Annotated in this window: 19 protein-coding genes; 11 read left to right on the top strand and 8 right to left on the bottom strand. The window is 68.2% G+C overall.

Annotated elements, in window-relative coordinates:
- Positions 1-14 precede the first annotated feature (14 nt).
- Positions 15-1,040: a DUF2268 domain-containing putative Zn-dependent protease gene (locus tag AC0CH3_RS08975; protein ID WP_354303204.1), complete on the bottom strand. Its 1,026-nt coding sequence runs from the start codon at positions 1,038-1,040 to the stop codon at positions 15-17.
- Between the two features lie 277 nt (positions 1,041-1,317).
- Positions 1,318-2,331 carry a zinc-binding alcohol dehydrogenase family protein gene (locus tag AC0CH3_RS08970; RefSeq protein WP_354303202.1) on the bottom strand — a complete coding sequence of 338 codons (1,014 nt, stop codon included), beginning with the start codon at positions 2,329-2,331 and terminating at the stop codon, positions 1,318-1,320.
- A 148-nt stretch (positions 2,332-2,479) separates the two neighbouring features.
- Between AC0CH3_RS08970 and AC0CH3_RS08965 the strand changes: the two genes are divergently transcribed.
- From AC0CH3_RS08965 to AC0CH3_RS08950, 4 genes are all read left to right on the top strand, one after another.
- Positions 2,480-3,688, top strand: a complete 1,209-nt coding sequence (locus tag AC0CH3_RS08965) for a toxic anion resistance protein (protein WP_354303200.1) — start codon at positions 2,480-2,482, stop codon at positions 3,686-3,688.
- A gap of 3 nt (positions 3,689-3,691) precedes the next feature.
- On the top strand, positions 3,692-4,405 hold the full coding sequence (locus AC0CH3_RS08960; protein ID WP_354303198.1) for a hypothetical protein: 714 nt from the start codon (positions 3,692-3,694) through the stop codon (positions 4,403-4,405).
- A 145-nt stretch (positions 4,406-4,550) separates the two neighbouring features.
- Positions 4,551-4,931, top strand: coding sequence for a hypothetical protein (locus AC0CH3_RS08955; protein WP_056020323.1), 381 nt, complete (start codon positions 4,551-4,553; stop codon positions 4,929-4,931).
- A 115-nt stretch (positions 4,932-5,046) separates the two neighbouring features.
- The gene (locus tag AC0CH3_RS08950; protein ID WP_056022094.1) at positions 5,047-5,361 is read left to right on the top strand and encodes a DUF3297 family protein; all 315 of its coding nucleotides are present in this window, start codon (positions 5,047-5,049) and stop codon (positions 5,359-5,361) included.
- A 75-nt stretch (positions 5,362-5,436) separates the two neighbouring features.
- Here the strand turns inward: AC0CH3_RS08950 and AC0CH3_RS08945 are convergent, their stop codons facing one another.
- Entirely contained in the window at positions 5,437-8,184 is a 2,748-nt protein-coding gene (locus tag AC0CH3_RS08945; RefSeq protein WP_354303195.1) for a [protein-PII] uridylyltransferase, read from the bottom strand.
- A gap of 98 nt (positions 8,185-8,282) precedes the next feature.
- Here AC0CH3_RS08945 and AC0CH3_RS08940 point away from each other — a divergent pair, with 98 nt between their 5' ends.
- Positions 8,283-9,572 carry a homoserine dehydrogenase gene (locus AC0CH3_RS08940; protein WP_159512341.1) on the top strand — a complete coding sequence of 430 codons (1,290 nt, stop codon included), beginning with the start codon at positions 8,283-8,285 and terminating at the stop codon, positions 9,570-9,572.
- Positions 9,573-9,808: 236 nt separating this feature from the next.
- Here AC0CH3_RS08940 and AC0CH3_RS08935 read toward each other — a convergent pair whose 3' ends face one another.
- From AC0CH3_RS08935 to AC0CH3_RS08920, 4 genes are all read right to left on the bottom strand, one after another.
- Complete coding sequence (locus tag AC0CH3_RS08935) at positions 9,809-10,252, bottom strand: hypothetical protein (RefSeq protein ID WP_354303193.1); 444 nt, start codon at positions 10,250-10,252, stop codon at positions 9,809-9,811.
- A 127-nt stretch (positions 10,253-10,379) separates the two neighbouring features.
- On the bottom strand, positions 10,380-10,796 hold the full coding sequence (locus tag AC0CH3_RS08930) for a hypothetical protein (RefSeq protein WP_354303191.1): 417 nt from the start codon (positions 10,794-10,796) through the stop codon (positions 10,380-10,382).
- Positions 10,797-10,858: 62 nt separating this feature from the next.
- Entirely contained in the window at positions 10,859-11,302 is a 444-nt protein-coding gene (locus AC0CH3_RS08925) for a CoA-binding protein (RefSeq protein WP_354303189.1), read from the bottom strand.
- Positions 11,303-11,449: 147 nt separating this feature from the next.
- Entirely contained in the window at positions 11,450-12,400 is a 951-nt protein-coding gene (locus AC0CH3_RS08920; RefSeq protein WP_354303187.1) for an Mrp/NBP35 family ATP-binding protein, read from the bottom strand.
- Between the two features lie 69 nt (positions 12,401-12,469).
- On the opposite strand from AC0CH3_RS08920, the gene hflK reads away from it, so the two are divergent.
- The 5 genes from hflK to AC0CH3_RS08895 all read left to right on the top strand — a co-directional run bounded on the left by hflK (position 12,470) and on the right by AC0CH3_RS08895 (position 19,364).
- The gene (hflK, locus tag AC0CH3_RS08915; RefSeq protein WP_354303185.1) at positions 12,470-13,612 is read left to right on the top strand and encodes a protease modulator HflK; all 1,143 of its coding nucleotides are present in this window, start codon (positions 12,470-12,472) and stop codon (positions 13,610-13,612) included.
- 23 nt (positions 13,613-13,635) lie between these two features.
- Positions 13,636-14,475: a protease modulator HflC gene (gene hflC, locus AC0CH3_RS08910; protein ID WP_443019376.1), complete on the top strand. Its 840-nt coding sequence runs from the start codon at positions 13,636-13,638 to the stop codon at positions 14,473-14,475.
- A gap of 117 nt (positions 14,476-14,592) precedes the next feature.
- Positions 14,593-16,146, top strand: coding sequence for a Do family serine endopeptidase (locus tag AC0CH3_RS08905; protein ID WP_056020346.1), 1,554 nt, complete (start codon positions 14,593-14,595; stop codon positions 16,144-16,146).
- A 109-nt stretch (positions 16,147-16,255) separates the two neighbouring features.
- On the top strand, positions 16,256-17,905 hold the full coding sequence (locus AC0CH3_RS08900; protein ID WP_465237786.1) for a helicase HerA-like domain-containing protein: 1,650 nt from the start codon (positions 16,256-16,258) through the stop codon (positions 17,903-17,905).
- 226 nt (positions 17,906-18,131) lie between these two features.
- Positions 18,132-19,364 carry a M20 metallopeptidase family protein gene (locus AC0CH3_RS08895; protein WP_354303181.1) on the top strand — a complete coding sequence of 411 codons (1,233 nt, stop codon included), beginning with the start codon at positions 18,132-18,134 and terminating at the stop codon, positions 19,362-19,364.
- Positions 19,365-19,512: 148 nt separating this feature from the next.
- On the opposite strand, the gene AC0CH3_RS08890 is transcribed toward AC0CH3_RS08895, so the two are convergent.
- A complete protein-coding gene (locus AC0CH3_RS08890; RefSeq protein ID WP_465237785.1) occupies positions 19,513-20,469 on the bottom strand; it encodes an isopenicillin N synthase family dioxygenase in 957 nt (318 codons plus the stop codon).
- Between the two features lie 178 nt (positions 20,470-20,647).
- Between AC0CH3_RS08890 and AC0CH3_RS08885 the strand changes: the two genes are divergently transcribed.
- Positions 20,648-21,904 (top strand): multidrug effflux MFS transporter, encoded by a 1,257-nt coding sequence (locus AC0CH3_RS08885; RefSeq protein WP_354303177.1) that lies wholly within the window; start codon positions 20,648-20,650, stop codon positions 21,902-21,904.
- Positions 21,905-21,967: the final 63 nt, after the last annotated feature.

Genomic DNA, 21,967 nt, shown 5'->3' with positions numbered 1-21,967 from the left:
GATCCTGACTTTCGTCAGGATGACGGGGGGCGGCGCTTGTATGCTCCGGCCGCAAGAATGGCGCGCGGATCGCGTACCGCCAGCATCGCCCTGAGCGCGGCGTGCTTGTCGGGTGCGGCGGCGTAATAACGCTGCCAGATTCGCAGCCCCATCCAGTAGCCGAGCTCGGGCGGCCATCCGGCGGGGGGCGTGCTGTAATTGCCGACCCAGCGGGCATAGGCCTTGGCTTCGGGTGAGCCCTCGTCCGGGTTGTCCTTGTCGGTCAGGCTGCGGGTGAGCGCGATGTCGGCCTGCATTTGGCGCCAGAGCTCGGCCTCGCGCGGGGTTGCCCAGGCGGCGCGGGCGGTGTCGGGCTCCTCGCCGGTGACAAGTTGCGCGATGAAGTCCGCGGCGCCCTCGACGAGGATCGCGGTAAGCAGGGGATCGCGGGCGAGCGTCATGCCGGCATCCTCCTGGATCGCGTGCACCGTCTCGTGCGCGAAGAAATGGCGGAGCGTCTGGCGCAGTTTTTCCGGGGTCGGGGAGATGCGGCAGAGGACTTCGAGGCCGAGCACCTGCGCGCCGGGCTTGGCGGTGCCGCCCGAGCTGTTCGCGCCGAAGACTATATAGACCTGCGGAAGTTTCGCGTCGGGGAGCGCGCCGCGGAGACCGAGATAGATCGATCGGAGATCGGCGGCGGCGGCGGCGGCCTTGGCGGCGGGGAGGCAGGTCTTGATCGCCTGCGCGTAGCGGGTGGGGTTGGCGGCGATCGCGCGCGCGAGCGTATCGGCGTCGCCGATCCGGCCGGGGGTGAAGACGCCGATCGCGACGCTGCCCTTGTCGAGATAGTCGCGTTTGAGTTGCGCGGCGGTGGGCTTGCCCTTGGTTCTGGCGAAGAGCGCGGCGAAGCGGTCGGCGTCTTCGGTGTGGATTGTCGCGGTAAGCGGGTCGGCGGGCGGCGGGCGATTCGTGGCGGCCGCGGGGAGGAGGGCGAGCGCGAGGATCAGCGGGCGGAGCATGGCGGGCAGCGTATATTGTGCTGGGCGGCGCGCCAGTCTCATTCGGCAAGTCATTCGCCTCCCGCTGAACCAATGTTCCCCCGCGAAGGCGGGGGTCCAGGGTAACAAATGACACCGGGTTTGGCTCCTGGGCCCCCGCGTTCGCGGGGGAACAGGAAGAAGCAGATCGTAGCTTAGTCGCCCCACCCCGGCGGAGGCCGGGGCCCAACTGGAAGGGTGGCAATGATGATGCGCTGCCAGCTGTTACTACTGTTCCCCAATTGGGCTCCGGCCTTCGCCGGGGTGGTAAGAAGCGGGAGAGATGGCTCCGACGTAGGACTCAGAATCCCTCGAGCACAATCTTCCCCTTCGCCGTGTGGCTCTCGATCCGCGCGTGCGCCTTGCGCAGGTTGGCCGCGTCGATCCGCCCAAAATTCTCCGCCAGCGTCGTCCGCACCGTGCCCGCATCCACCAGCCGCGCGACCTCGTCGAGGATGCGGCCCTGTTCGGCCATGTCCGTGGTCTGGAACAGCGAGCGCGTGTACATCAGCTCCCAATGGACCGAGATCGACTTCTGCTTGAGCGGGCTGATATCGAGCGTCTCGGGATCGTCGATCAGCGCGAGCCGGCCCTGCGGCGCGATCAGCGTCGCGATCTCGGCGACATGCTCGTCGGTATGCGTCGTCGAGAAGACGAAGCCCGGCGCGCCGAGCCCGAGCGCCGCGACCTGGTCGGCGAGCGGCTTGCGGTGATCGATCACGTGATGCGCGCCGAGATCCTCGACCCAGCTGCGCGTTTCGTCGCGCGAGGCGGTAGCGATCACGGTCAGGTCGGTGAGTTGCCGCGCGAGCTGGATCGCGATCGAGCCGACTCCGCCCGCGCCGCCGATGATCAGGATCGCGTTCGCCGCACCGGGCACCGGCTTGCGCACGTCGAGCCGATCGAACAGCGTTTCCCACGCGGTGATCGACGTCAGCGGCAGCGCCGCCGCCTGCGCCCAGTCGAGCGACTGCGGCTTGTGGCCGACGATGCGGTCGTCGACGAGGTGATATTCGGCGTTGGTGCCCGGCCGGTCGATCGCGCCTGCATAGAAGACGGCATCGCCGACCGCGAACCCGGTCACCGCATCGCCGACCGCGACGACGGTCCCGGCCGCGTCCCAGCCGAGCACCTGCGGCGTGCCATCGGGATCCGCGCGGCGCTGGCGGATCTTGGTGTCGACCGGGTTTACCGACACCGCCTTCACTGCGACAAGCAGGTCGCGGTCGGTCGCTTCGGGCTTGGGCAGGTCGAGATCGACGAGCGACTGCGGATCGTCGATCGGGAGCGAGGTGGTGTAGCCGATGGCGCGCATGCTGTGTCTCCTGGAATATGGGGACAAAGCCGCCGACGCCCCTCCCTGGTTCCACGCAGCGGTTGGCAAGCGGGGTGTATTATCTATATACGCCACTTGAACGCGGCGCGGGTTGCAGCCACCATGCGCTATCGAACGGAGACACTTGATGGCCACGACCCCGGAAACGCTGACTGAGCCGAGCCTGGTGCTGACGCCGCCCGATCCGGTGCCGACCGTCGCCGCCGCCAAGGCCGCCGGGCTGGTGCCCGTCGATGCCGGCGTGAAGTCGCAGCTCGACGAGCGCGTGTCGGGGTTCGTCACCGATCTCGTCGCGCAGGACGTGAATTCGCCCGAATTCGGCAAGCGCGTCGACGCGATCACCGCGATGGGCGCCAAGGAAATCCGCGAGGCGGCGGGCCAGTCGAACCGGTTCCTCGATCGCCCGGTCAAGGCGATGGATCAGGAAACGGGCGTCGGCAAGGATCTGGCCGAGCTGCGCCGCGTCGTCGAGGATCTCGATCCGGGCAAGAAGGGCAACCTCACCGCGCCGCAGAAGCTGTTCGGGATCATCCCGTTCGGTGGCAAGGTGCGCAATTATTTCGACGGCTATAAATCGTCGCAGACTCACATCGCGCAGATCCTGAAGAGCCTGTCGTCGGGCAAGGACGAGCTGCTGATGGACAATGCCGCGATCGACACCGAGCGCGCGAATCTCTGGGCGGCGATGGGTCGGCTCGAGCAGATGATCCATCTGTCGAAGACGATGGACGCGAAGCTCGAGGACGTCGCGAACGAGCTCGATCATAGCGATCCGGCCAAGGCCAAGGCGATCCGCGAGACGGCGTTGTTCTATACGCGCCAGCGCACGCAGGATCTGCTGACGCAGATGGCGGTCACCGTGCAGGGTTATCTCGCGCTCGATCTGGTCAAGAAGAACAATGTCGAGCTGGTGAAGGGCGTCGATCGCGCCTCGACCACGACCGTGTCCGCGCTGCGCACCGCAGTGACGGTGGCGCAGGCGCTGACCAACCAGAAGCTGGTGCTGGAGCAGATCACCGCGCTTAACACGACGACCGCGAACATCATCGATTCGACCGGCAAGCTGCTGAAGTCGCAGACCGCGCAGATCCACGAACAGGCGGCATCGGCAACGATCCCGCTCGAGACGCTGCAACGCGCGTTCCAGAACATCTACGACACGATGGATGCGATCGACGTGTTCAAGCTGAAGGCGCTCGACAGCATGAAGACGACGGTCGGCGCGCTGTCGAACGAGGTCGACAAGTCGCGCGGGTATATCGCGCGGGCGGAAGGCGCGACGCAGGGGCAATTGGGCGGACCGTCGCCGAGCGCGTTCAAGCTGGAGGCGATGTAGGGCGTGAGCGAAGTCGACGACGCCATCGCGAGCGCCCGCGCCTCCTGGTCGCGGATCTCGGACGACCGGACGGGCGCCATCGTTCCGCGCGCGCCGTCGAGAGGACGCGCGCGCCAGACGCAGGCGATCGGCAAGCGGCTGACGCGGATCGTGGTGGCCGACGCGGTGATCCTCATCTCGGCGATGGTGATCGGGTGGATCGCGCCGCTGGGGATCGGTGGGGCGATGCTGGTGATGGCGTTGCTGGTCGCGGCGACGGTGCTGCTGGCGGTGTGGCCCGCGGACCGCGCGCCGACGCCCGAGCGGCTCGCGTCGGTCGAGATCAAGGGACTGCCGGCGCAGACCGAACGCTGGCTGGAGGCGCAACGTCCCGCCTTGCCCGCACCCGCGATCCCGCTGGTCGACCGGATCGGCCTGCGGCTCGAGACGCTCGCGCCGCAGCTCGCGCGCTTTGCCGATGATGCACCCGAGGCGATCGAGGTGCGCAAGCTGGTCGGCGAGCAATTGCCCGCATTTGTGAAGGATTACGAGAAGGTCCCCGCGTCGCTTCGGACGACGTCGCGCAACGGGCGGACGCCCGACGCGGAACTGGTCGCCGGGCTGTCGCTGATCGAACGCGAAATCGGCGAGATGACGGCGCGGCTCGCCGAAACCGACCTCGACAGCCTCGCGACGCGCGGGCGCTTTCTCGAAATGAAATACCGCGACGACCGCTGACGCTTCCGTACGCCAAGTCTCGCTAAACGCTGCGTGAACAACGCATTCCGGCGCGGTTCAGGCCGGGTGGGGCATGACCTGCAACACGGTCGCGGTTCATGCGTTTGGCTCGTGACGACCGGCGTAGAATGTCAGGAGGTTCGACATGAACGGTTTGATGAAGAAGGCAGGACTTGGCGTCGCGCTGGCCGCGACCGTGTTGACGGCGGCGGCCCCCGCCGACGCGCAGCGTTGGGGCCGTGGATATCGGGGCGGCGGCTGGGGTGGATACCATCACCGCGGCGGCGGCAATGCGGCGGGCGCGGCGGTGCTTGGCGGCATCCTGGGTCTGGGCGTGGGCGCCGCGATCGCGAGCAGCAATCGTCCGCGCTATTACGACCGCGGCTATTACGCGCCGCCGCCGGTGGCCTATTACGCCCCCCCGGTGCGCACCTATTACCGCGAGGACTATCGTCCGCGGTGCTGGAGCGAGTGGCGGACCGACCCCTATTATGGCGAACAGGTCCAGGTTCAGGTCTGTAGCTAAGGTCAGTTCGACGGTCGGCCTGTCGACCCGATCGAAGGACGCGGCGGCGTCGGGGTTATCCCGGCGCCGCTTTTTTGTGGCGTTGCGGCGGCGGTTGCCGCTAGACGCCGCGACCATGACCGACACGCCAGAGACACCCGCAACCGAACAGCCGACCGCGACGGGCGACACGCCCCCGGATCGCCTGTCGACCAACCATCGCAGCCCGTTCTTTCAGCAGGACCTGCTGGAACGCGGGATCGGCATCCGATTCAAGGACGGCGTGCGCCACGACGTCGAGGAATATTGCATTTCCGAAGGCTGGATCCGCGTCGCGCTGGGCAAGAAGGTCGATCGCAACGGCAATCCCCTAACGCTGAAGCTGTCGGGGCCGGTCGAGGCGTGGTTCGAGCGGCCCGCCGCCGGAACCGGCGAGGACGACGCCGCGTAAACCTGATCCGTCGTTCGGCAGCGGCGCGGTCGCGACCGCCGCCGAACGGCGATCCTGCCCGTCGCTGACGTCAGATCACGCGACGAGGTCGAGTTCCTCGCCGGCCGCCGCCGCGAGCAGGCGGCGTTCGAGCGTCTTCAGCCGGGCGGCGGCGGTGATGCAGTCGCCGGTCAGGTCGGTGATGTAGAAGGTGTCGACCGCGCGTTCGCCGTACGTCGCGACATGCGCGGAGTGGATCGTCACCTTCGACTGGAACAGCGCGTTGGCGAGCTGGTTGAGCAGCGCAGGCCGGTCGCGCGCATTGACCTCGACCACGGTGAAGCGGTTCGAGGCACGGTTGTCGATCATCACGTTGGGGACGATCTCGAACGCCTCGGCGCGCGCGCGCGGGAGCGGCTTGGCGACGAGCCGGTCGGCGAGCTTGCCGCGGTTAGCGAGCGCATCCTCGATCGCGGTCTTGAGCCGGGCGAGCTGTTCGCTGCCGTCGAACGGGCGGCCGAACGGGTCCTGGACGAGGAAATTGTCGACCGCCATGCCGTCGCGCGTGGTGTGGATCCGCGCGTCGATGATGTTGCCCCCCGCGACATGGATCGCGCCCGCGATGCGGTAGAAGAGCCCGGGATGATCCGCGGCATAGATCGTCACCAGAGTCGCGCCGCGGCCGGGATAGACATGCGCGTCGATCGCGAGCTGCGCGTCGCCCGTGCCGGCGAGGAAGCGCGCGTTGTGGACGAGCACGTCCTCGGGCTCGGCGATCCAATAGGCCTCGGGCATGCGGCGGACGAACGCGTCGAACTCCGCGTCGCTCCAGCCGAGATCGGCGTGGAGCGTCTCGTGCTTGGCGGCGATCCGTTCGGCGCGGCCCTTCTGCTTGTGGCCGAGCCGGAGCACCTCCTCGGCGGATTCATAGAGGTCGCCGAGCAGCTGGCGCTTCCAGCCGTTCCAGACGCCCGGCCCGACCGCGCGGATATCGACGATGGTGAGGATCAGCAGCAGCCGCAGTCGCTCGGGGCTCTGCACGACGTCGCAGAAATCGAGGATCGTCTTGAAGTCCGACAGGTCGCGCTTGAACGCGGTCGCGGACATCAGCAGGTGCCAACGGACGAGCCAGGCCACGGTCTCGGTCTCCGCCGCGCTCAGCCCGAAGCGCGGGCAGAGGCGTTGTGCGACCTCCGCGCCGAGGATCGAATGATCGCCGCCGCGCCCCTTCGCGATGTCGTGGAGCAGTACCGCGACATAGAGCACGCGGCGCGAGACGATCTGGCGGAAGATCGCGCTGGCGAGCGGATGGTCCTCCCGAAGCGCGCCATTCTCGATCCGCGCGAGCAGGCCGAGCGCGCGGATCGTGTGCTCGTCGACGGTGTAGTGATGGTACATGTCGAACTGCATCTGCGCGACGACGCGGCCGAAATCGGGCACGAAGCGGCCGAACACGCCGGTCTCGTTCATCCAGCGCAGGACGAGTTCGGGATCGCGCGGCGAGCTCAAGACGTCGAGGAACAGCGCGTTGGCGGTGGGGTCGTCGCGGATGTCGTCGACCAGCTTCACGTCGCGTGCGGCCGCGCGCATCGCGAGCGGGTGGATCTCGAGCGTGTTGCGGTCGGCGAGCTGGAAGATCTCGATCAGCCGGACCGGACTTGCACGGAAGAAGTCGTCGTCGGGCAGCGCCAGCCGGCCGCGATCGAGGACGAAGCCGTTCAGGCGGCGCGGGCTGCGGCGGATCGTCGGCAGCCCGAAGCGGCGGCCGCGCGCGGCGAACTTCTCGTCGAGATGCGCAAGGAAGACGCCGGTGAGGTCCCCGACGGTCTTCGCCTGGAGGAAGTAGAAGTGCATGAAGCGTTCGACCTTCGGCTTGCCCGGACGGTCGGAGAAGCGCATTCGATCGGCGATCTCGCGCTGGACGTCGAAGGTCAGCCGGTCCTCGGCGCGACCGGTGATGCTGTGGAGGTGGCAGCGGACCGCCTGGAAGAAATTGTCGGCGCGGTGGAAGAGGCGATATTCGGCCTTTGTGAACAACCCGACATCGACGAGCTGCGCCGCGCGCTGGACGTCGTAGATGTACTTGCCGATCCAGAAAAGCGCGTGGAGATCGCGCAGGCCGCCCTTGCCCTCCTTGACATTGGGTTCGACGACATAGCGCGTGTCGCCCATCTTGCGGTGGCGCAGATCGCGCTCGACGAGCTTGTCGGCGATGAACGCGCGCGCGGTATCCGCCTGCACCTCGGCCTTGAACCGGCGCGACGCCTCTTCGTAGAGATCCATGTCGCCGGTGACGTAGCGCGCCTCGAGCAAGGCGGTGCGGACGGTGATGTCGGCCTTGGCTTGGCGGATCATCTCGTCGAGCGAGCGGCTGGACTGGCCGAGCTTCAGCCCGAGATCCCAGAGCGTGTAGAGCATCGATTCGATGATGCGCTCGACCCGCGGGGTCTGCTTGCCGGGCGTGAGGAAGCCGATATCGACATCCGAATGCGGCGCCATCTCGCCGCGGCCATAGCCGCCGACCGCGATCAGCGTGAGCCTGTCGTCGGGGGTTGGGGCGGGCGCGGGGTGCAGCCGGGTGGTGGTGAAATCGAACAGCAGGCGGAGCAGCTGGTCGGTCAGATAGGCCTGCGCGCTCGATACCTCGAGCCCGCGGCTGGGATGTTCGGCGAGCCGCTTGGCGACCTCGACCCGGCCCGCGTCGAGCGCGGCCTTGAGCAGGATCGTCGCCTGGCGGCCGAGCGCGACCGGATCGGTCTCGTCCAGCGCGGCGATGGTGTCGGCGACCGCGCGGCGATCGATGATCGCGCGGCGGTTGGGCAGGTGATCGAAGCGGCCGGTCATGCGGGACCAGATAGGGCGGCCGGACGGGTTCGTCATCCTGATTGCGGGATTGGCCGTCGGACCCTAGGTCTTCGCGCGGGTTTGGCGAAAGGAAGACGATGAGCGAAGCGTTGCGCGTGGGACTGGCGGGCCTGGGAACCGTGGGGGGCGGCGTCATCCGGCTGCTCGACGCGAACCGCGAGCTGATCGCCAGACGGGCCGGGCGCGCGATCGAGGTCGTCGCGGTGTCGGCGCGCGACCGCTACAAGGATCGCGGCGTCGATCTGACGCGGTTCGCCTGGGTCGACGATACCACCGCGCTGGCGCAGCAGGCCGACGTCGATGTCGTCGTCGAGCTGATCGGCGGATCGGACGGCCCCGCGCTGACGCTCGCGCGCTCGACGCTCGCCGCGGGCAAGTCGTTCGTCACCGCGAACAAGGCGATGCTCGCGCATCACGGCTATGAGCTGGCGACCGCGGCGGAGGCGGCGCGCGTCGCACTGAAGTTCGAGGCGGCAGTCGCGGGCGGGATCCCGGTGATCAAGGGGCTGCGCGAGGGCGCGGCGGCTAACGCGATCGGGCGCGTCTATGGCATCCTCAACGGGACGTGCAATTTCATCCTGAGCAAGATGGAGGCGGAAGGGCGCGATTTCGCCGAGATCCTCGCCGAGGCGCAGGCGCTGGGCTTTGCCGAGGCGGATCCGAGCTTCGACATCGACGGGGTGGATGCCGCGCACAAGCTGTCGATCCTCGCCTCGATCGCGTTCGGGACGCGGCCGGCGTTCGACACGGTGGCGGCGAGCGGCATCCGGCACCTGCTGGGCGCGGACATCGCCGAGGCGGCGGCTTTGGGCTACCGCGTGCGGCTGCTCGGGCTGGCGGAGGACGGGCCGGACGGGCTGTTCCAGCGCGTGCATGCGCATCTGGTGCCGGTCGACCATCCGCTCGCGCACGTCACGGGGTCGCTGAACGCGGTGGTCGCGGAGGGCAATTTCGTCGGGCGGCTGCTGTTCCAGGGCGCGGGCGCGGGCGACGGGCCGACCGCGAGCGCGGTGGTCGCGGACCTGATCGACATCGCGCGCGGCGAATACGGACCCCCCTATGCGATGCCGGCGGCGTCGCTGGTCGCGGCGGCGACCGCGGACAGCGGCGAGCGGCGGGGCCGCGCCTATCTGCGTTTCACGGTCGCGGACCGGGTCGGCGTGTTGGCCGAGATCGCCGCGGCGATGCGCGACGCGGGCGTCTCGATCGAGAGCCTGATCCAGCGCGGCGCGATGGCGGACGGCAGCGTGCTCGTCGCGATCGTGACTCATGAGGGGCCGGAACGGTCTGTCGCGCAGGCGCTGGAGAAACTGCGGGGGTCGCAGAGTCTGGTTGGCCAGCCGTTGTGGATGCATATTCTGGGGTAATTTAGGGGGTGGGGTGATGGCCTCCGCCGCCGTCATCCTGACGAAGGTCAGTATCCAGGGTGGCGGATGGCTGCGCTGTGTGGCTCTGGATCCTGACTTTCGTCAGGATGACGGGGTTGTGGGTGGGGATGACGGCCCCTCCCTTCCGTCATCCTGGGCTTGACCCGGGACCCAGGGCCGCGAGCGTTGCGCGGTTTGGCTCTGGGTCCTGACTTTCGTCAGGATGACGGGGCGGGTTATGGCCTGGCGGGGGCCGGGGGTGCCGGATCCGTCAGGTCGATCGCGATGCGGCCGGTCTTGTCGGGTTTCTTCGCAAACGCGCTTTTGGCGAGCGCGACCGCGCCAGCGACGAGCGGGGCGATCGGCGGGCCGAAACCGGACTGGCAGCCGCGCTGCGTCGCGGCGCAGGGCGTGCCATCGAGCTCGAGGGCACGGATCGCGGTCATGTTCGGGTTGGAGGCGACGGGCCGGTCGGGCGGGCCCCAGTCGGGGAGCGGGAGGCGCGCACCCGATTCGGTCCCGGGTGCGCAGACGACGATCGTCTTGTCGCCCTCCTTCACCACCGGGCAGTCGGGGGGATTGAGGATCGACCAGCGCTTCTCGGTCGGGGCGGACGACACGGGCGTAGTGGCAGGTGTGGCGCCGGCCTGTATAAGCGCGAGCAGCGTGACCAGAATCATGCAAGGTACCTCATCGGTCCGCGGTGATCGTGACGGAACACGGTTATCAACCCTATACGGCGGTTTGGCCGCCGTCGACTGTCCGACGGTCAGCGGGTATCCGCGGGCGGGCATCAGCGGGCCGGCATCACGGGGCGGGCGTCCGCATCCCGCCGGCGGCGACGCTGCCCGAGCCTTCGCCGGGACCGAACGCGACCGTCGCGCGGACGCCGGAGGCACCGCCGCCGACCAGAAACGGGCCCATGTCCTCCATCGGCGTGCGGGCATGGACGAGCGCGGCGCGCCCCTCCGCCACCATGTCGCGGCGGTCGGCGGTGTGCGTGGCCAGCGGCACACGGAACCGGTCCGCCTGGCGCAGGCCGCACACGGTGATGTCGGTCACGCCGGGATTTATGACGCAGCGCTGTTCCGCCGCCATCCGGGTGCGGGCACGGACGATCAGGTCTTCGTGCGGGGCGGGGTCGGACGCTGTCGTTGACGCCGGCAGGGCAATTGGCGGGACTGCGGCAAGCGTCTGGACCATCGTCAGCAGGATCGCGAGCATCGATACCGTCCTCGACCATCAATAACGGGGAGACTGGTCATGGGACCCCGCGCGGGCAAGCCTCAGTCGGTCGGATCCCGATCTATTGTGGCGACGCCGAGGCGCGGGATCTCGATCACGGGGCAGCGGTCCATCACGACCTGAAGGCCCGCGGCTTCGGTACGTGCGGCGGCGGCGTCGTTGATCACGCCGAGTTGCAGCCAGACCGCCTTCGCGCCGATTGCAATCGCCTGGTCGACGGCTTCGCCCGCCGCGGCGGAATTGCGGAAGATGTCGACGATGTCGATCGGGTCGCCGAGCTGGCCGAGTTCGCGGAAGACGAACTCACCATGGACGTGCTCGCCGGTGATCTGCGGGTTGACCGGGATGACGCGGTAGCCATGCGCCTGGAGCTTTGCCATCACACCGTAGGACGGGCGGTCGGGGCGGTCGGAGGCGCCGACCAATGCGATCGTCCGTGCGCCCTCGAGCAACGTCTTGATATCGGCGTCGGCGGTCAGAGGCATCGGCTCGTCCTCTTGGTGGAGTGCGCCGCGGACGGGTCGATACATGGACCGGTCGGGCGCGTCTCGAGAAACCTGGTCCGCTCGTGCCGTAGCTCTACGCGCCAGGCACGACCGGTAACAGCACAACGGCGCGGGCCCCAAAACGTTTCACATTTTTCCAATCCATGCGACGACCTGAGCGGCGAGGGCGGCGAAAATCACGTCGTCGGGCTCGGCTGCGGGGGGCGTTCCCGCGTCGGAGGCGGTGCGGATCGACAGCGTGAGCGGCACGCGACCTAGGAACGCGATGCCGAGCTCGCGCGCGGCCACCTCTGCGCCGCCGTGGCCGAACGGGTCCGAGCTCTCGCCGCAATGCGGGCAGACATACCCTGCCATGTTCTCGACCAGCCCGATGATCGGGATGCCGGCCTTCTCGAACAGGTCGATCGCGCGGCGCGCGTCGATCAGCGCGAGATCCTGCGGGGTCGAGACGATGATCGCGCCTGCGGGGCGGTATTTCTGCACCATCGTCAGCTGCACGTCGCCGGTGCCGGGCGGCAGATCGAGCACCAGCGTGTCGGTCGCGCCCCAGTCCGCCTCGACCAGCTGGCCGAGCGCGCCTGCCGCCATCGGCCCGCGCCACGCGAGCGCGCGACCGGGATCGACGAGCTGGCCCATCGACAGGAGGGGGACGCCGTAGGGGGTGGGGACGGGGTCGAGCACCTTGTCCTTGGCGGTCGGGCGGGTGCCCTCGACCCCCATCAGCCGCGGCTGCGACGGGCCGTATATGTCCGCATCGACGAGGCCGACGCGGCGCCCGGCGCGGCTCAGCGCAATCGCGAGGTTGGCGGACAGCGTCGACTTGCCGACCCCGCCCTTGCCGCTGGCGACCGCGATCAGCCGGCGGGTGGTGCGTTCGGCGGTCATCACGATGCGGACGTCGGTGACGCCCGGGCCGGTCGCGGCCATGCGGATCGTCGCCTCCAGCGCGTCGCGTGCCTTGGGGTCCAGTCCGGTGGCGTCGACGACGATGCCCAGCCGCTCGCCTTCGAGGCGTACCGTGGCGCGCGGTCCCGCCACTGCGGCGATCGCCGCCTTTACCGCTTCAATTTCGATCATCCGCGTCAGATAGGCCCGTGGCGGCTGCTTGGCACTGTTTTTCCGCGGGTGCGCACCTATAAAGGTTAGATGACGATCTTCTCGCGCTGGTTCCGGCGTCCCCCAATTCTCGCCGTCGAAACGCCAAAGGGCCCCTGGGGCGGGTCCGGTGACGATGCTGGTGCCGAGGGCGGCGGGCCACGCAATCCCTGGGCGTTGCCGCCCGGCGGGCGCAAGGCGACCGCGAAGCCCAGCGCGCTCGACGAATTCCTGAAAAAGGCGCGCGGCAATGGCGGCGGCGGCGGCGGGGGCGGCGGCAATTTCGGCGGCCTGCCATCGGGCGCCAATGCGCGCGCGTTGTGGGCGATCGGTGCGGGGATCATCGTGCTCGTGTGGATCCTGTTCACCTCGTTCCACCAGATCGGGCCGCAGCAGCGCGGCGTGGTCACCTATTTCGGCAGATATGCCGGCACGCTCGATCCGGGGATCCGCCTGACCCCGCCCGCGCCGATCGCGAGCGTCGAGGTGGTCGATGTGCAGAATATCCGCACCGACAACTTCCCCGTTGGCGACGGTGAGAACCTGACGCTGACTGGCGATCAGAATATCATCGACCTCGCCTATTCGGTGCGCTGGGACATCGCGGATCCGCGGAATTACGTCTTCCAGCTGGCCGAGCCCAACAGCACGGTGCGCGCCGCCGCCGAGAGCGCGATGCGCGCGGTGGTCGCGACGACGACGCTGGAGCAGGCGATCGGCACGGGCCGCACGGTGATCGAGCAGCGCGTCGCCGAGCTGACGCAGCAGATCCTCGACGACTATAAGTCGGGTGTCCGTATCCAGGGCGTCGCGATCAAGCAGGCAGCTGCGCCGGCGCGGATCGTCGAAGACTTCAACGCGGTGACCGCGGCGCAGCAGGAGGCGATCGCCAACCTCAACCAGTCGCGCTCCTATGCGCAGCAGGTCGTGGCGCGTGCGCAGGGCGAGGCCGCGTCGTTCGACAAGGTCTACGAGCAGTATCGCCTGGCCCCCGAAGTCACGCGTCGACGGATGTATTACGAGACCATGGAAGCGGTATTGGCCAAGAGCGACAAGACGATCGTCGAGACCCCGGGTGGCGTCGTGCCGTACCTGCCGTTGCAGAATGGCAAGCGGCTGACCGACCCGCAGGCGCCGCGTGCGGCCGAGCCGACACCAACGCCGGTTCCCGCCCAGCAGGGGGCAGCGCAGTGAACGGCGTGAGCATCCGCAACCCGATGGTCGCGGGCGCGATCGCGCTCGTCCTGGTCATCCTGGCCGCCGCGACCTTCGCGATCGTCCCCGAGACCCAGCAGGCGGTGATCCTGCGGTTCGGGCAGCCGATCCGCACCGTCAACGCCTATGCGCCGAACCAGCCGTTCGGCGACACGGGCGCCGGGCTGATCGCGCGCGTGCCGTTCATCGACCGCATCGTGTGGATCGACAAGCGCGTGCAAGACATCGAGCTCGACAATACGCTGGTGCTGTCGACCGACCAGTTGCGGCTCGAGGTCGATGCCTATGCGCGCTACCGCGTCGTCGACCCGCGCAAGATGCGCAATGCGGTCGGCAGCGAGGAACGCATTCCCGACCAGCTGCGCCCGATCCTGGGGTCGGCGCTGCGCAACGAGCTCGGCAAGCGGCGGTTCGTCGAACTGCTCAGCCCCGAGCGGTCGGAACTGATGGACAATATCCAGAAGGGGCTGCAGCGAGTCGCGAGCCAGTACGGCGTCGAGATCGTCGATGTCCGGATCAAGCAGGCAAACCTGCCTGTCGGCCTGCCGCTCGAAAGCGCGCTCAAGCGGATGTCGAGCGCACGCCAGCAGGAGGCGATCACGATCCGTGCCGAGGGTCAGAAGCAGGCGCAGATCGTCCGCGCGCAGGCGGATGCCGATTCGGCGAAGATCTATGCGGAAAGCTTTGGCAAGGATGCCGATTTCTACGATTTCTACCGCGCGATGCAGTCCTACCGCCACACCTTCGGGGCGGATGGCGGCACGCCGCCGGAAGGATCGACGTCGATCATCCTGTCGCCCAACAACAGCTATCTGCGGGAGTTCGAGGGTCGCGGGCGCTAAGGCGCGCTCGTTGCCGTCGGCGGAACCTTTCCAGCTTCCCCCCTATTCAACCATCGTTCAGCACGTCTCGCCTAGCAGCGGTCTGTTTCGAACGATGAAACGAGAGGACAACATCTAGTGCGTTATGCCTACGCCATTACCAGTGCTCTTCTCCTAGGCGGCGCAACAGCGACGCTCGCGCTCCAGCCGGGCACCGCCCAGGTGGCGCAGAACGAACCCGGCGCGATCCAGGCGGTCTCGCCGAAGCCCGGCGCGCCGATGAGCTTCGCCGACATGGTCGCGCGGCTCCAGCCCGCCGTCGTCAACATTTCTACCAAGCAGACGATCGTCCAGAAACAGCAGGCCAATCCGTTCGCAGGCACGCCGTTCGGCGACCTGTTCGGCGGCATGGGCGGTGGCCCGCAGGGTGGCCCGCCGGTCAAGCGCGAGGGCGCGTCGCTCGGCTCGGGCTTCCTGATCTCGCCGGATGGCTATGTCGTCACCAACAACCATGTGATCTCGCCGGGCGCGCAGGGCGCGACGGTCGATTCGATCACGGTGACGCTGAGCAACAAGAAGGAATATGTCGCCAAGGTCATCGGCAAGGACCAGGAGTCCGACCTGGCGCTGCTCAAGATCGACGCGGCAGACCTGCCCTTCGTGAAGTTCGGCGATTCCAACGGCGCGCGCGTCGGCGACTGGGTGCTCGCAATCGGCGAGCCGTTCGGGCTTGGCGGCACGGTGACCGCAGGCATCATCTCGGCGATCAACCGCGTCACCGGGCAGGGCGGTGCGTATGACCGCTTCATCCAGACCGACGCGTCGATCAACCAGGGCAATTCGGGCGGGCCGATGTTCGACCTGAGCGGCAACGTGATCGGCGTGAACTCGCAGATCTTCAGCCAGTCGGGCGGCAATATCGGGATCGGCTTCGCGATCCCCGCGGCGACCGCCAAGCCGATCATCGCGACCTTCATGAAGGGCGGCACGATCGAGCGCGGCTATATCGGCGTCCAGCTGCAGCCGGGCGGTACGATCAACGAGGATACCGCCGCCGCGCTCGGCATCGCCAAGAACCAGGGCGAGCTGATCAACGACGTCACCGCGGGCGGGCCTGCGGCAAAGGCCGGTGTGCGTGCGGGCGACGTCGTCACGCGCGTCAACGGGCAGGCGGTCACGGTCGATCAGTCGCTCTCCTATCTCGTCTCGAACGTGAAGCCCGGCCAGACCGCGCGTCTCGACATCCTGCGCAACGGCAAGCCGGCGTCCGCCAACGTGGTCGTCGCACCGCGTCCGAGCGCGGAGAAGCTTGCCGCGACGCTGGGTGGCGACGCGCAGGGCTTTGGCAGCGAAGACGGTGACGACGACGATACGGGCAGCACGGCCGCTCCCACCGCGGGTGCGGCGCTCGGGATCGGCGTCCAGCCGCTGACGCCGGCGATCGCGCAGGCGGTCGGGGTCGACCCGACGACGCAGGGTGTGGTGATCGCGGTTGTCGCACAGACGAGCGATGCGTTCGGCAAGCTCAAGCGCGGCGACGTGATCATGTCGGTCAACGGCACGCCGGTGCGAACGGCCGCCGACATGCAGACCGCGGTGACCACCGCCAAGACCGCGGGGCGTCCGCAGGTCCTTCTCCAGGTCAAGCGCGGCCGTGGTCCGGCGCAGTTCCTGCCCGTCAAGATCAAGTAATCCCTCACCGGATTGCGGGATACGAAGGACCGTCGCCCCACCGGGCGGCGGTCCTTTTTCTTTGCGGCGCCCGGGGTTAGGATCGGGTGACGGGTAAGAGGATGAAAGCATGAGCGACGGCATTGTCATCGGCGCCAGCGTGGACGGCACGCAGCAGACGCTCGAGCTGAAGCGCGCCAACCGCCACGGGCTGATCGCGGGCGCGACGGGCACCGGCAAGACGGTGACGCTGCAGGGAATCATCGAGGGGTTCTCCGCGCGCGGCGTGCCGTGCTTCGTCGCGGACGTGAAGGGCGACCTGTCGGGGCTCGCCATGGCGGGGTCGCCGACCGCCAAGACGCACGCGGCGTTTTCCGAGCGCGCGAGGGCGATCGGCGATACCGGCTGGGCCTATGCCGACAACCCCGTGCAGTTCTGGGACCTGTTCGGCGAGCAGGGGCATCCGATCCGCACCACGATCAGCGAGATGGGGCCGCTGCTGCTCGCGCGGCTGATGGACCTGAACGAGGTGCAGGAGGGTGTGCTGACGATCGCCTTCCATGTCGCGGACAAGGAGGGGCTGCTGCTGATCGATCTCGACGATCTGCAGGCGATGCTGACCGAGTGCGCGGGGCGTGCCGACGAGCTGACGACGACCTATGGCAACGTCTCGAAACAATCGATCGGCGCGATCCAGCGGTCGCTGCTCCAGCTGCGCACGCAGGGCGCGGAGCATTTCTTTGGCGAGCCCGCGCTCGAGATGACCGATTTCATCGGTGTCGACGATCGGGGCAGGGGAATCGTCAACATCCTCGCCGCGGACCAGCTGATGGCGAGCGCGAAGCTCTATTCGACGTTCCTGCTGTGGCTGATGAGCGAGCTGTTCGAACAGCTTCCCGAGATTGGCGATCCCGACAACCCGGTCCTGTGCTTCTTCTTCGACGAGGCGCATCTGCTGTTCGACGAGGCGCCCAAGGCGCTGCTCGACAAGATCGCGCAGGTCGTGCGGCTGATCCGGTCGAAGGGGGTGGGCGTCTATTTCATCACGCAGAACCCGATCGACATTCCCGACATGGTCGCGGGGCAGCTCGGCAACCGCGTGCAGCATGCACTGCGCGCGTTCACGCCGCGCGACCAGGCGGCGGTGCGATCCGCGGCGGAGACGTTCCGGGCAAATCCGGGCGTCGATGTCGCGACCGCGATCACCGAGCTTAAGGTCGGCGAGGCTTTGGTGTCGCTGTTGCAGCCGGACGGGTCCCCGACGCCGGTCGAGCGGACGCTGATCCGCCCGCCCGCCTCGCGCGTCGGGCCGATCACACCGGTCGAGCGCAAGGTGATGATCGAGACCGATGCGATCGGCGCGAAATACGACACGGTTGTCGATCGCGAGTCGGCGGAGGAACTGCTGGCGGCGAAGACCGCGGAGGCGAGCGCCGCGGCGGCAGAGGCCAAGGCGACGACCGTGGCGGAAAAGGCGGCGGCGGCGCAGGCGAAGGTCGATGCGAAGGCGGCGCGGGAGGCGGAGCGCACGCGGGCGGCGGACCAGCGCGAGGCGGACCGGGCGCAGCGCGATGCCGATCGCGCGGCGGCGAACTCGCCCTGGACCAAGATGGCGACGTCGGCGACGCGTGCGGCGAGCTCGTCGATCGGACGGCAGGTGGCGAACGAGATCGGCAAGCAGGTGTTCGGGACGCGAAGCCGGTCGCGCGGTGGCGCGACTGGTGGCGGGCTCGTCGGGAGCGTGTTGCGCGGGGTTCTGGGTGGACTGTTTCGGGGGTGATTGGGGCGGGCGTTGCCGCTTCTGTTCTTGCCACCCCGGCGGAGGCCGGGGCCCAAATGGGGAGGTTGCGGTAACGGAGCGCCGTCCTGCATCATTGCTGTCCCCCGAATAGCCCGAGCGTTCGCCGAGGTGGTGGAGGGGGTGGGGTGCTGTGGTATAGGGCGACATCGGCACGGGCCGGGCGTTGGCCGGGCCTGTGCACCACGTCTTGCAGAGGTACCCGATCATGTCGCTCGATTTCGAATCCACCACAGACTGGGCCGCGATCGGCGAGGAAAGCCTCGACGCGGCAGTCGAGTTGCGCCGCGCGATCCATGCGGATCCCGAGGTCGGGCTGCACTGTCCGCGGACCTCGGACAAGGTAAAGGCGGCGCTGGCGGGGCTGCCGCTCGAGATCCGCGAGGGGACGTCCACGACCGGGTTCGTCGCGATCCTGCGCGGCGGGCGTGGCGGCGGCACTGCAGTCGGCAATGGCCGCACCGTGCTGCTCCGCGGCGACATGGATGCGTTGCCGATGCAGGAGGAGACGGGGCTGCCGTTCGCGTCGAAGATCGACGGCGCGATGCATGCGTGCGGGCATGATTCGCATACCGCGATGCTGGTCGGCGCGGCCAAGGCCTTGTGCGCACGGCGTGACGAATTGCCGGGGACGGTCGTGTTCATGTTCCAGCCGGGCGAGGAGGGGCATCACGGCGCGCGGCACATGATCGCCGACGGACTGCTCGATGCGCCGCTGCCCGAGGCGGGGTTCGCGCTGCATATCTCGCCCAACATGCAGATGGGGCATGTCGTCAGCCGGTCGGGCACGCTGATGGCGTCGACCGACACGCTGCGCGCGACGATCACCGGGCGCGGCGGGCATGCGGCGATGCCGCACGACTGCCTCGATCCGCTGCCGATCGCGTGCGAGATCGTCACCGCGCTCCAGACCTATGTCGCGCGGCAGGTGGCGGTGACCGATCCCGCGGTGCTGTCGATCACCAAGCTGAATGCCGGGAGCGCGCACAACGTCATCCCGTCGAGCGTCGAGATGCTGGGGACGATGCGGACGCTGTCCGAGCGAACGCGCGAGCAGGTGCGCGCGGCGTTCATCCGGATGGTCGAGGGGATCGCCGCGGCCCACGGTGCGGTGGGGACGCCGACGATCGAGGAGGGCTATCCGGTGACGGTCAACGATTCCCGCGCGACTGAGCTGATCAAGGCGGTGGCGACGACGATCGGCGGCGAGGGCGCGTATCAGGTGATGCCGCCGATGATGGGCGCGGAGGACTTTTCCTACGTGCTGCAGAAGCTGCCAGGGGCGATGGCGTTCATCGGCGCGGCACCCGAGGGGAGCGACCCGCGGACCAATCCGCCGCTGCACAATACGAAGATGACGATCGACGAGCGGGTGATGGCGCACGGGATTGCGGTGCACTGCGCGGTGGCGGAGCGGTTTTTGGCGAACGGCTTCGATTGAGCGGGCTTTGCCCTCCGCAAGCGCGGAGGGCAGACTGGGTCCCCGCCTTCGCGGGGAAACAGGCTTTGGGGGGGCACTTGCTCTTCGTGTTCTCCCGCGAAGGCGGCAGCCCAGTCTGTCCCCGCCTTTGCGGGGACAGGAGCGCCGGTTACTTCTTGATCAGGCCGATCTCGACGAGGCGTTCGTAGAGATAGTCGTGCGCGGTGATCGGGGTCGGGTAGCGGTTGGGGTTTTCCGCGGTGATCGTCGCCGGCAGCGTCTCGATCAGGAAATCGGGCGCGGGATGCAGGAAGAACGGCATCGAATAGCGCGAATGGCCGCGGCGCTCGGGGGGCGGGTTGACGACGCGGTGCGTGGTCGAGGGCAGGACGTGGTTGGTCAGCCGCTGGAGCATGTCGCCGACATTGACGACCATCGCACCCTCGGGTGGCTTGATCGACAGCCAGCGGCCGTTCGCGCGGTCGAGCAGTTCGAGGCCCGCCTCCTCCGCACCGAGCAGCAGCGTGATGAGGTTGATATCCTCATGCGCGCCGGCGCGGACGCCCTCGGCATCGACGGGGATCGGCGGGTAATGGAGCAGGCGCAGGACGCTGTTGCCATCCTTGACCGCGGGGTCGAACCAGTCGGGCGCGAGCTTCAGGTGGCGTGCGATCGCGGAGAGCAACTTGTCGCCCGCGGTGTCGAACGCCTTGAACAGGTCGAGGAACACCGGCTTGAAGCCCTCGGGCCGGGTCGGCCAGACGTTCGGCGACATCTGCGCCTCGTAGCGGTGGCCGGCGGGCAGCTCACGGCCGACATGCCAGAATTCCTTGAGGTCGACGACCTTGGCGTCCTTCGCGATCTCGGTCTTGAAGGGCGTGTAGCCGCGCGCGCCGCCACCGCCGGGCGCAAAATAGCCCCGCTTCTCGTCCTCGGGCAGATCGAACAGCGCCTTGGTCTCGGCCCAGGCCTGGTCGATCAGCTCAGTCGGGATGCCGTGATCGGCGACGATCGCGAAGCCGAAGCGTTCGAACGAATTGCCGAGCGCGGCGGCAAAGCCATCGGGGTCGCGCGCCTGATCGGCGAGGCTGAGCGTGGGAACCTGGGCGGCGGGGGTATCGAGCATGTATCGGTGTCCGGATAAGGGAGCACCGATATAGCGACGCGCGCGCGTGCTGCCAAATGCCGGCATGCCGAATGCGCGCGGCCGCAAACATCTGGGGTCGTTAGGTTCCTCACCTCGTACGCAGACACCGGGGCGCGGGTTACGCGGCGTTCGATAAGCGGGTAAGGGCGGCGGCATCATGACCGTCAATCCTCCCATGTCCGACGCGGAGGCGATGCGCGGGGCACCGATCGGCTTCGTCGAGTTCGTCGCGCTGGTCGCGGCGCTGATGTCGCTGACCGCGCTCGGAATCGACTCGATGCTGCCGGCGCTGCCCGCGATCGGCACCTCGCTCGGCATCACCGGCGCGAACAGCCGGCAGTTCATCGTCACCGCATTCGTGATCGGGTTCGGCGTCGCGCAGCTTGTCCATGGTCCGCTAGCCGATCGCTATGGCCGGCGGACGGTGCTGCTGTGGTCGCTCGGGCTGTACGCGGTCGCCAATGTCGCGTGCGCCGCCGCGGGGAGTTTCGTGCTGTTGCTCGTCGCGCGTGCTGCGGGCGGCGCGGTGATCGCCGCGGCGCGCGTCGCGACGATCGCGCTGGTCCGCGACTGTTATCACGGCCGCGCGATGGCGCGCGTCATGTCGATCGCGTTCATGGTGTTCATGATCGTCCCGATCCTGGCGCCGACATTCGGCTGGGCGGTGCTGCAGTTCGGCAACTGGCGCGCGATCTTCGGCGTGATCGCGGTGCTGACTCTGGGGATCATGGCGTGGTTCTGGATGCGGATGCCCGAGACGCTCGAACCCGACAACGTCCTGCCGATCACGCCGCAGCGGATCCTCGCCGACTGGCGGCAGACGCTCGGCGACCGGCTTTCGCTGGGATATACGCTGGCCGCGACCGCGCTGATGGGGTCGCTCTACGGCTATCTCAACTCGATCCAGCAGATCATGGCGGACGTGTTCCACCGGCCGAACCTGCTCGCGCTGATCTTCGCGACGACGTCGGTGACGATGGCGGTCGCGAACCTGATGAATTCGCGCGTGGTGATGCGGTTGGGGACGCGGTTGATCAGCCACGGTTCGCTCTGCGCGCTCGTGGTCGTGTCGATCATCCATCTTGCGGCGATCCTGATCGGGTGGGAGAGCCTGGTCAGCTTTGCGGTGTTCCAGGCGCTGACGCTCGGCTGTTTCGGGCTCGCGGTGTCGAACTTCTCGGCGATGGCGATGGAGAATATGGGGCGGATCGCCGGCACCGCGTCGAGCGTGCAGGGGTTCGTGAGCGTCACCGCGGGGGCCGTGATCGGCGCGATGATCGGGCAGGCGTTCGACGGGACCACCGTGCCGCTCGTCGCCGGCTTCCTGCTGGCGGGGCTCGTCGCGCTGGCGTTCGTCGCGCTGACCGAACGCGGCCGGCTGTTCCGGCCGGCGATTGCGTCCAAAGCGGCATAGCGAAGGAACCCGTCGCCCTCGCCCGCCGTTCCTCAGCCAAGACCGCACGACGCGGCCATAGCA

It is taken from the genome of Sphingomonas sp. AC449 (genome assembly GCF_979253475.1).
This window is presented reverse-complemented; position numbering and strand designations above follow the sequence as displayed.

What these genes read in the sequence shown, in the direction of transcription:
- hflC (WP_443019376.1), top strand. Translation starts at nt 13,636, where the DNA reads ATGGTCGCGGGCGCGATCGCGCTCGTCCTGGTCATCCTGGCCGCCGCG.
- AC0CH3_RS08890 (WP_465237785.1), bottom strand. Translation starts at nt 20,469, where the DNA reads ATGCTCGATACCCCCGCCGCCCAGGTTCCCACGCTCAGCCTCGCCGAT.
- AC0CH3_RS08895 (WP_354303181.1), top strand. Translation starts at nt 18,132, where the DNA reads ATGTCGCTCGATTTCGAATCCACCACAGACTGGGCCGCGATCGGCGAG.
- AC0CH3_RS08970 (WP_354303202.1), bottom strand. Translation starts at nt 2,331, where the DNA reads ATGCGCGCCATCGGCTACACCACCTCGCTCCCGATCGACGATCCGCAG.
- AC0CH3_RS08920 (WP_354303187.1), bottom strand. Translation starts at nt 12,400, where the DNA reads ATGATCGAAATTGAAGCGGTAAAGGCGGCGATCGCCGCAGTGGCGGGA.
- AC0CH3_RS08900 (WP_465237786.1), top strand. Translation starts at nt 16,256, where the DNA reads ATGAGCGACGGCATTGTCATCGGCGCCAGCGTGGACGGCACGCAGCAG.
- AC0CH3_RS08940 (WP_159512341.1), top strand. Translation starts at nt 8,283, where the DNA reads ATGAGCGAAGCGTTGCGCGTGGGACTGGCGGGCCTGGGAACCGTGGGG.
- AC0CH3_RS08885 (WP_354303177.1), top strand. Translation starts at nt 20,648, where the DNA reads ATGACCGTCAATCCTCCCATGTCCGACGCGGAGGCGATGCGCGGGGCA.
- AC0CH3_RS08935 (WP_354303193.1), bottom strand. Translation starts at nt 10,252, where the DNA reads ATGATTCTGGTCACGCTGCTCGCGCTTATACAGGCCGGCGCCACACCT.
- AC0CH3_RS08925 (WP_354303189.1), bottom strand. Translation starts at nt 11,302, where the DNA reads ATGCCTCTGACCGCCGACGCCGATATCAAGACGTTGCTCGAGGGCGCA.
- hflK (WP_354303185.1), top strand. Translation starts at nt 12,470, where the DNA reads ATGACGATCTTCTCGCGCTGGTTCCGGCGTCCCCCAATTCTCGCCGTC.
- AC0CH3_RS08950 (WP_056022094.1), top strand. Translation starts at nt 5,047, where the DNA reads ATGACCGACACGCCAGAGACACCCGCAACCGAACAGCCGACCGCGACG.
- AC0CH3_RS08930 (WP_354303191.1), bottom strand. Translation starts at nt 10,796, where the DNA reads ATGCTCGCGATCCTGCTGACGATGGTCCAGACGCTTGCCGCAGTCCCG.
- AC0CH3_RS08975 (WP_354303204.1), bottom strand. Translation starts at nt 1,040, where the DNA reads ATGAGACTGGCGCGCCGCCCAGCACAATATACGCTGCCCGCCATGCTC.
- AC0CH3_RS08955 (WP_056020323.1), top strand. Translation starts at nt 4,551, where the DNA reads ATGAACGGTTTGATGAAGAAGGCAGGACTTGGCGTCGCGCTGGCCGCG.
- AC0CH3_RS08965 (WP_354303200.1), top strand. Translation starts at nt 2,480, where the DNA reads ATGGCCACGACCCCGGAAACGCTGACTGAGCCGAGCCTGGTGCTGACG.
- AC0CH3_RS08945 (WP_354303195.1), bottom strand. Translation starts at nt 8,184, where the DNA reads ATGACCGGCCGCTTCGATCACCTGCCCAACCGCCGCGCGATCATCGAT.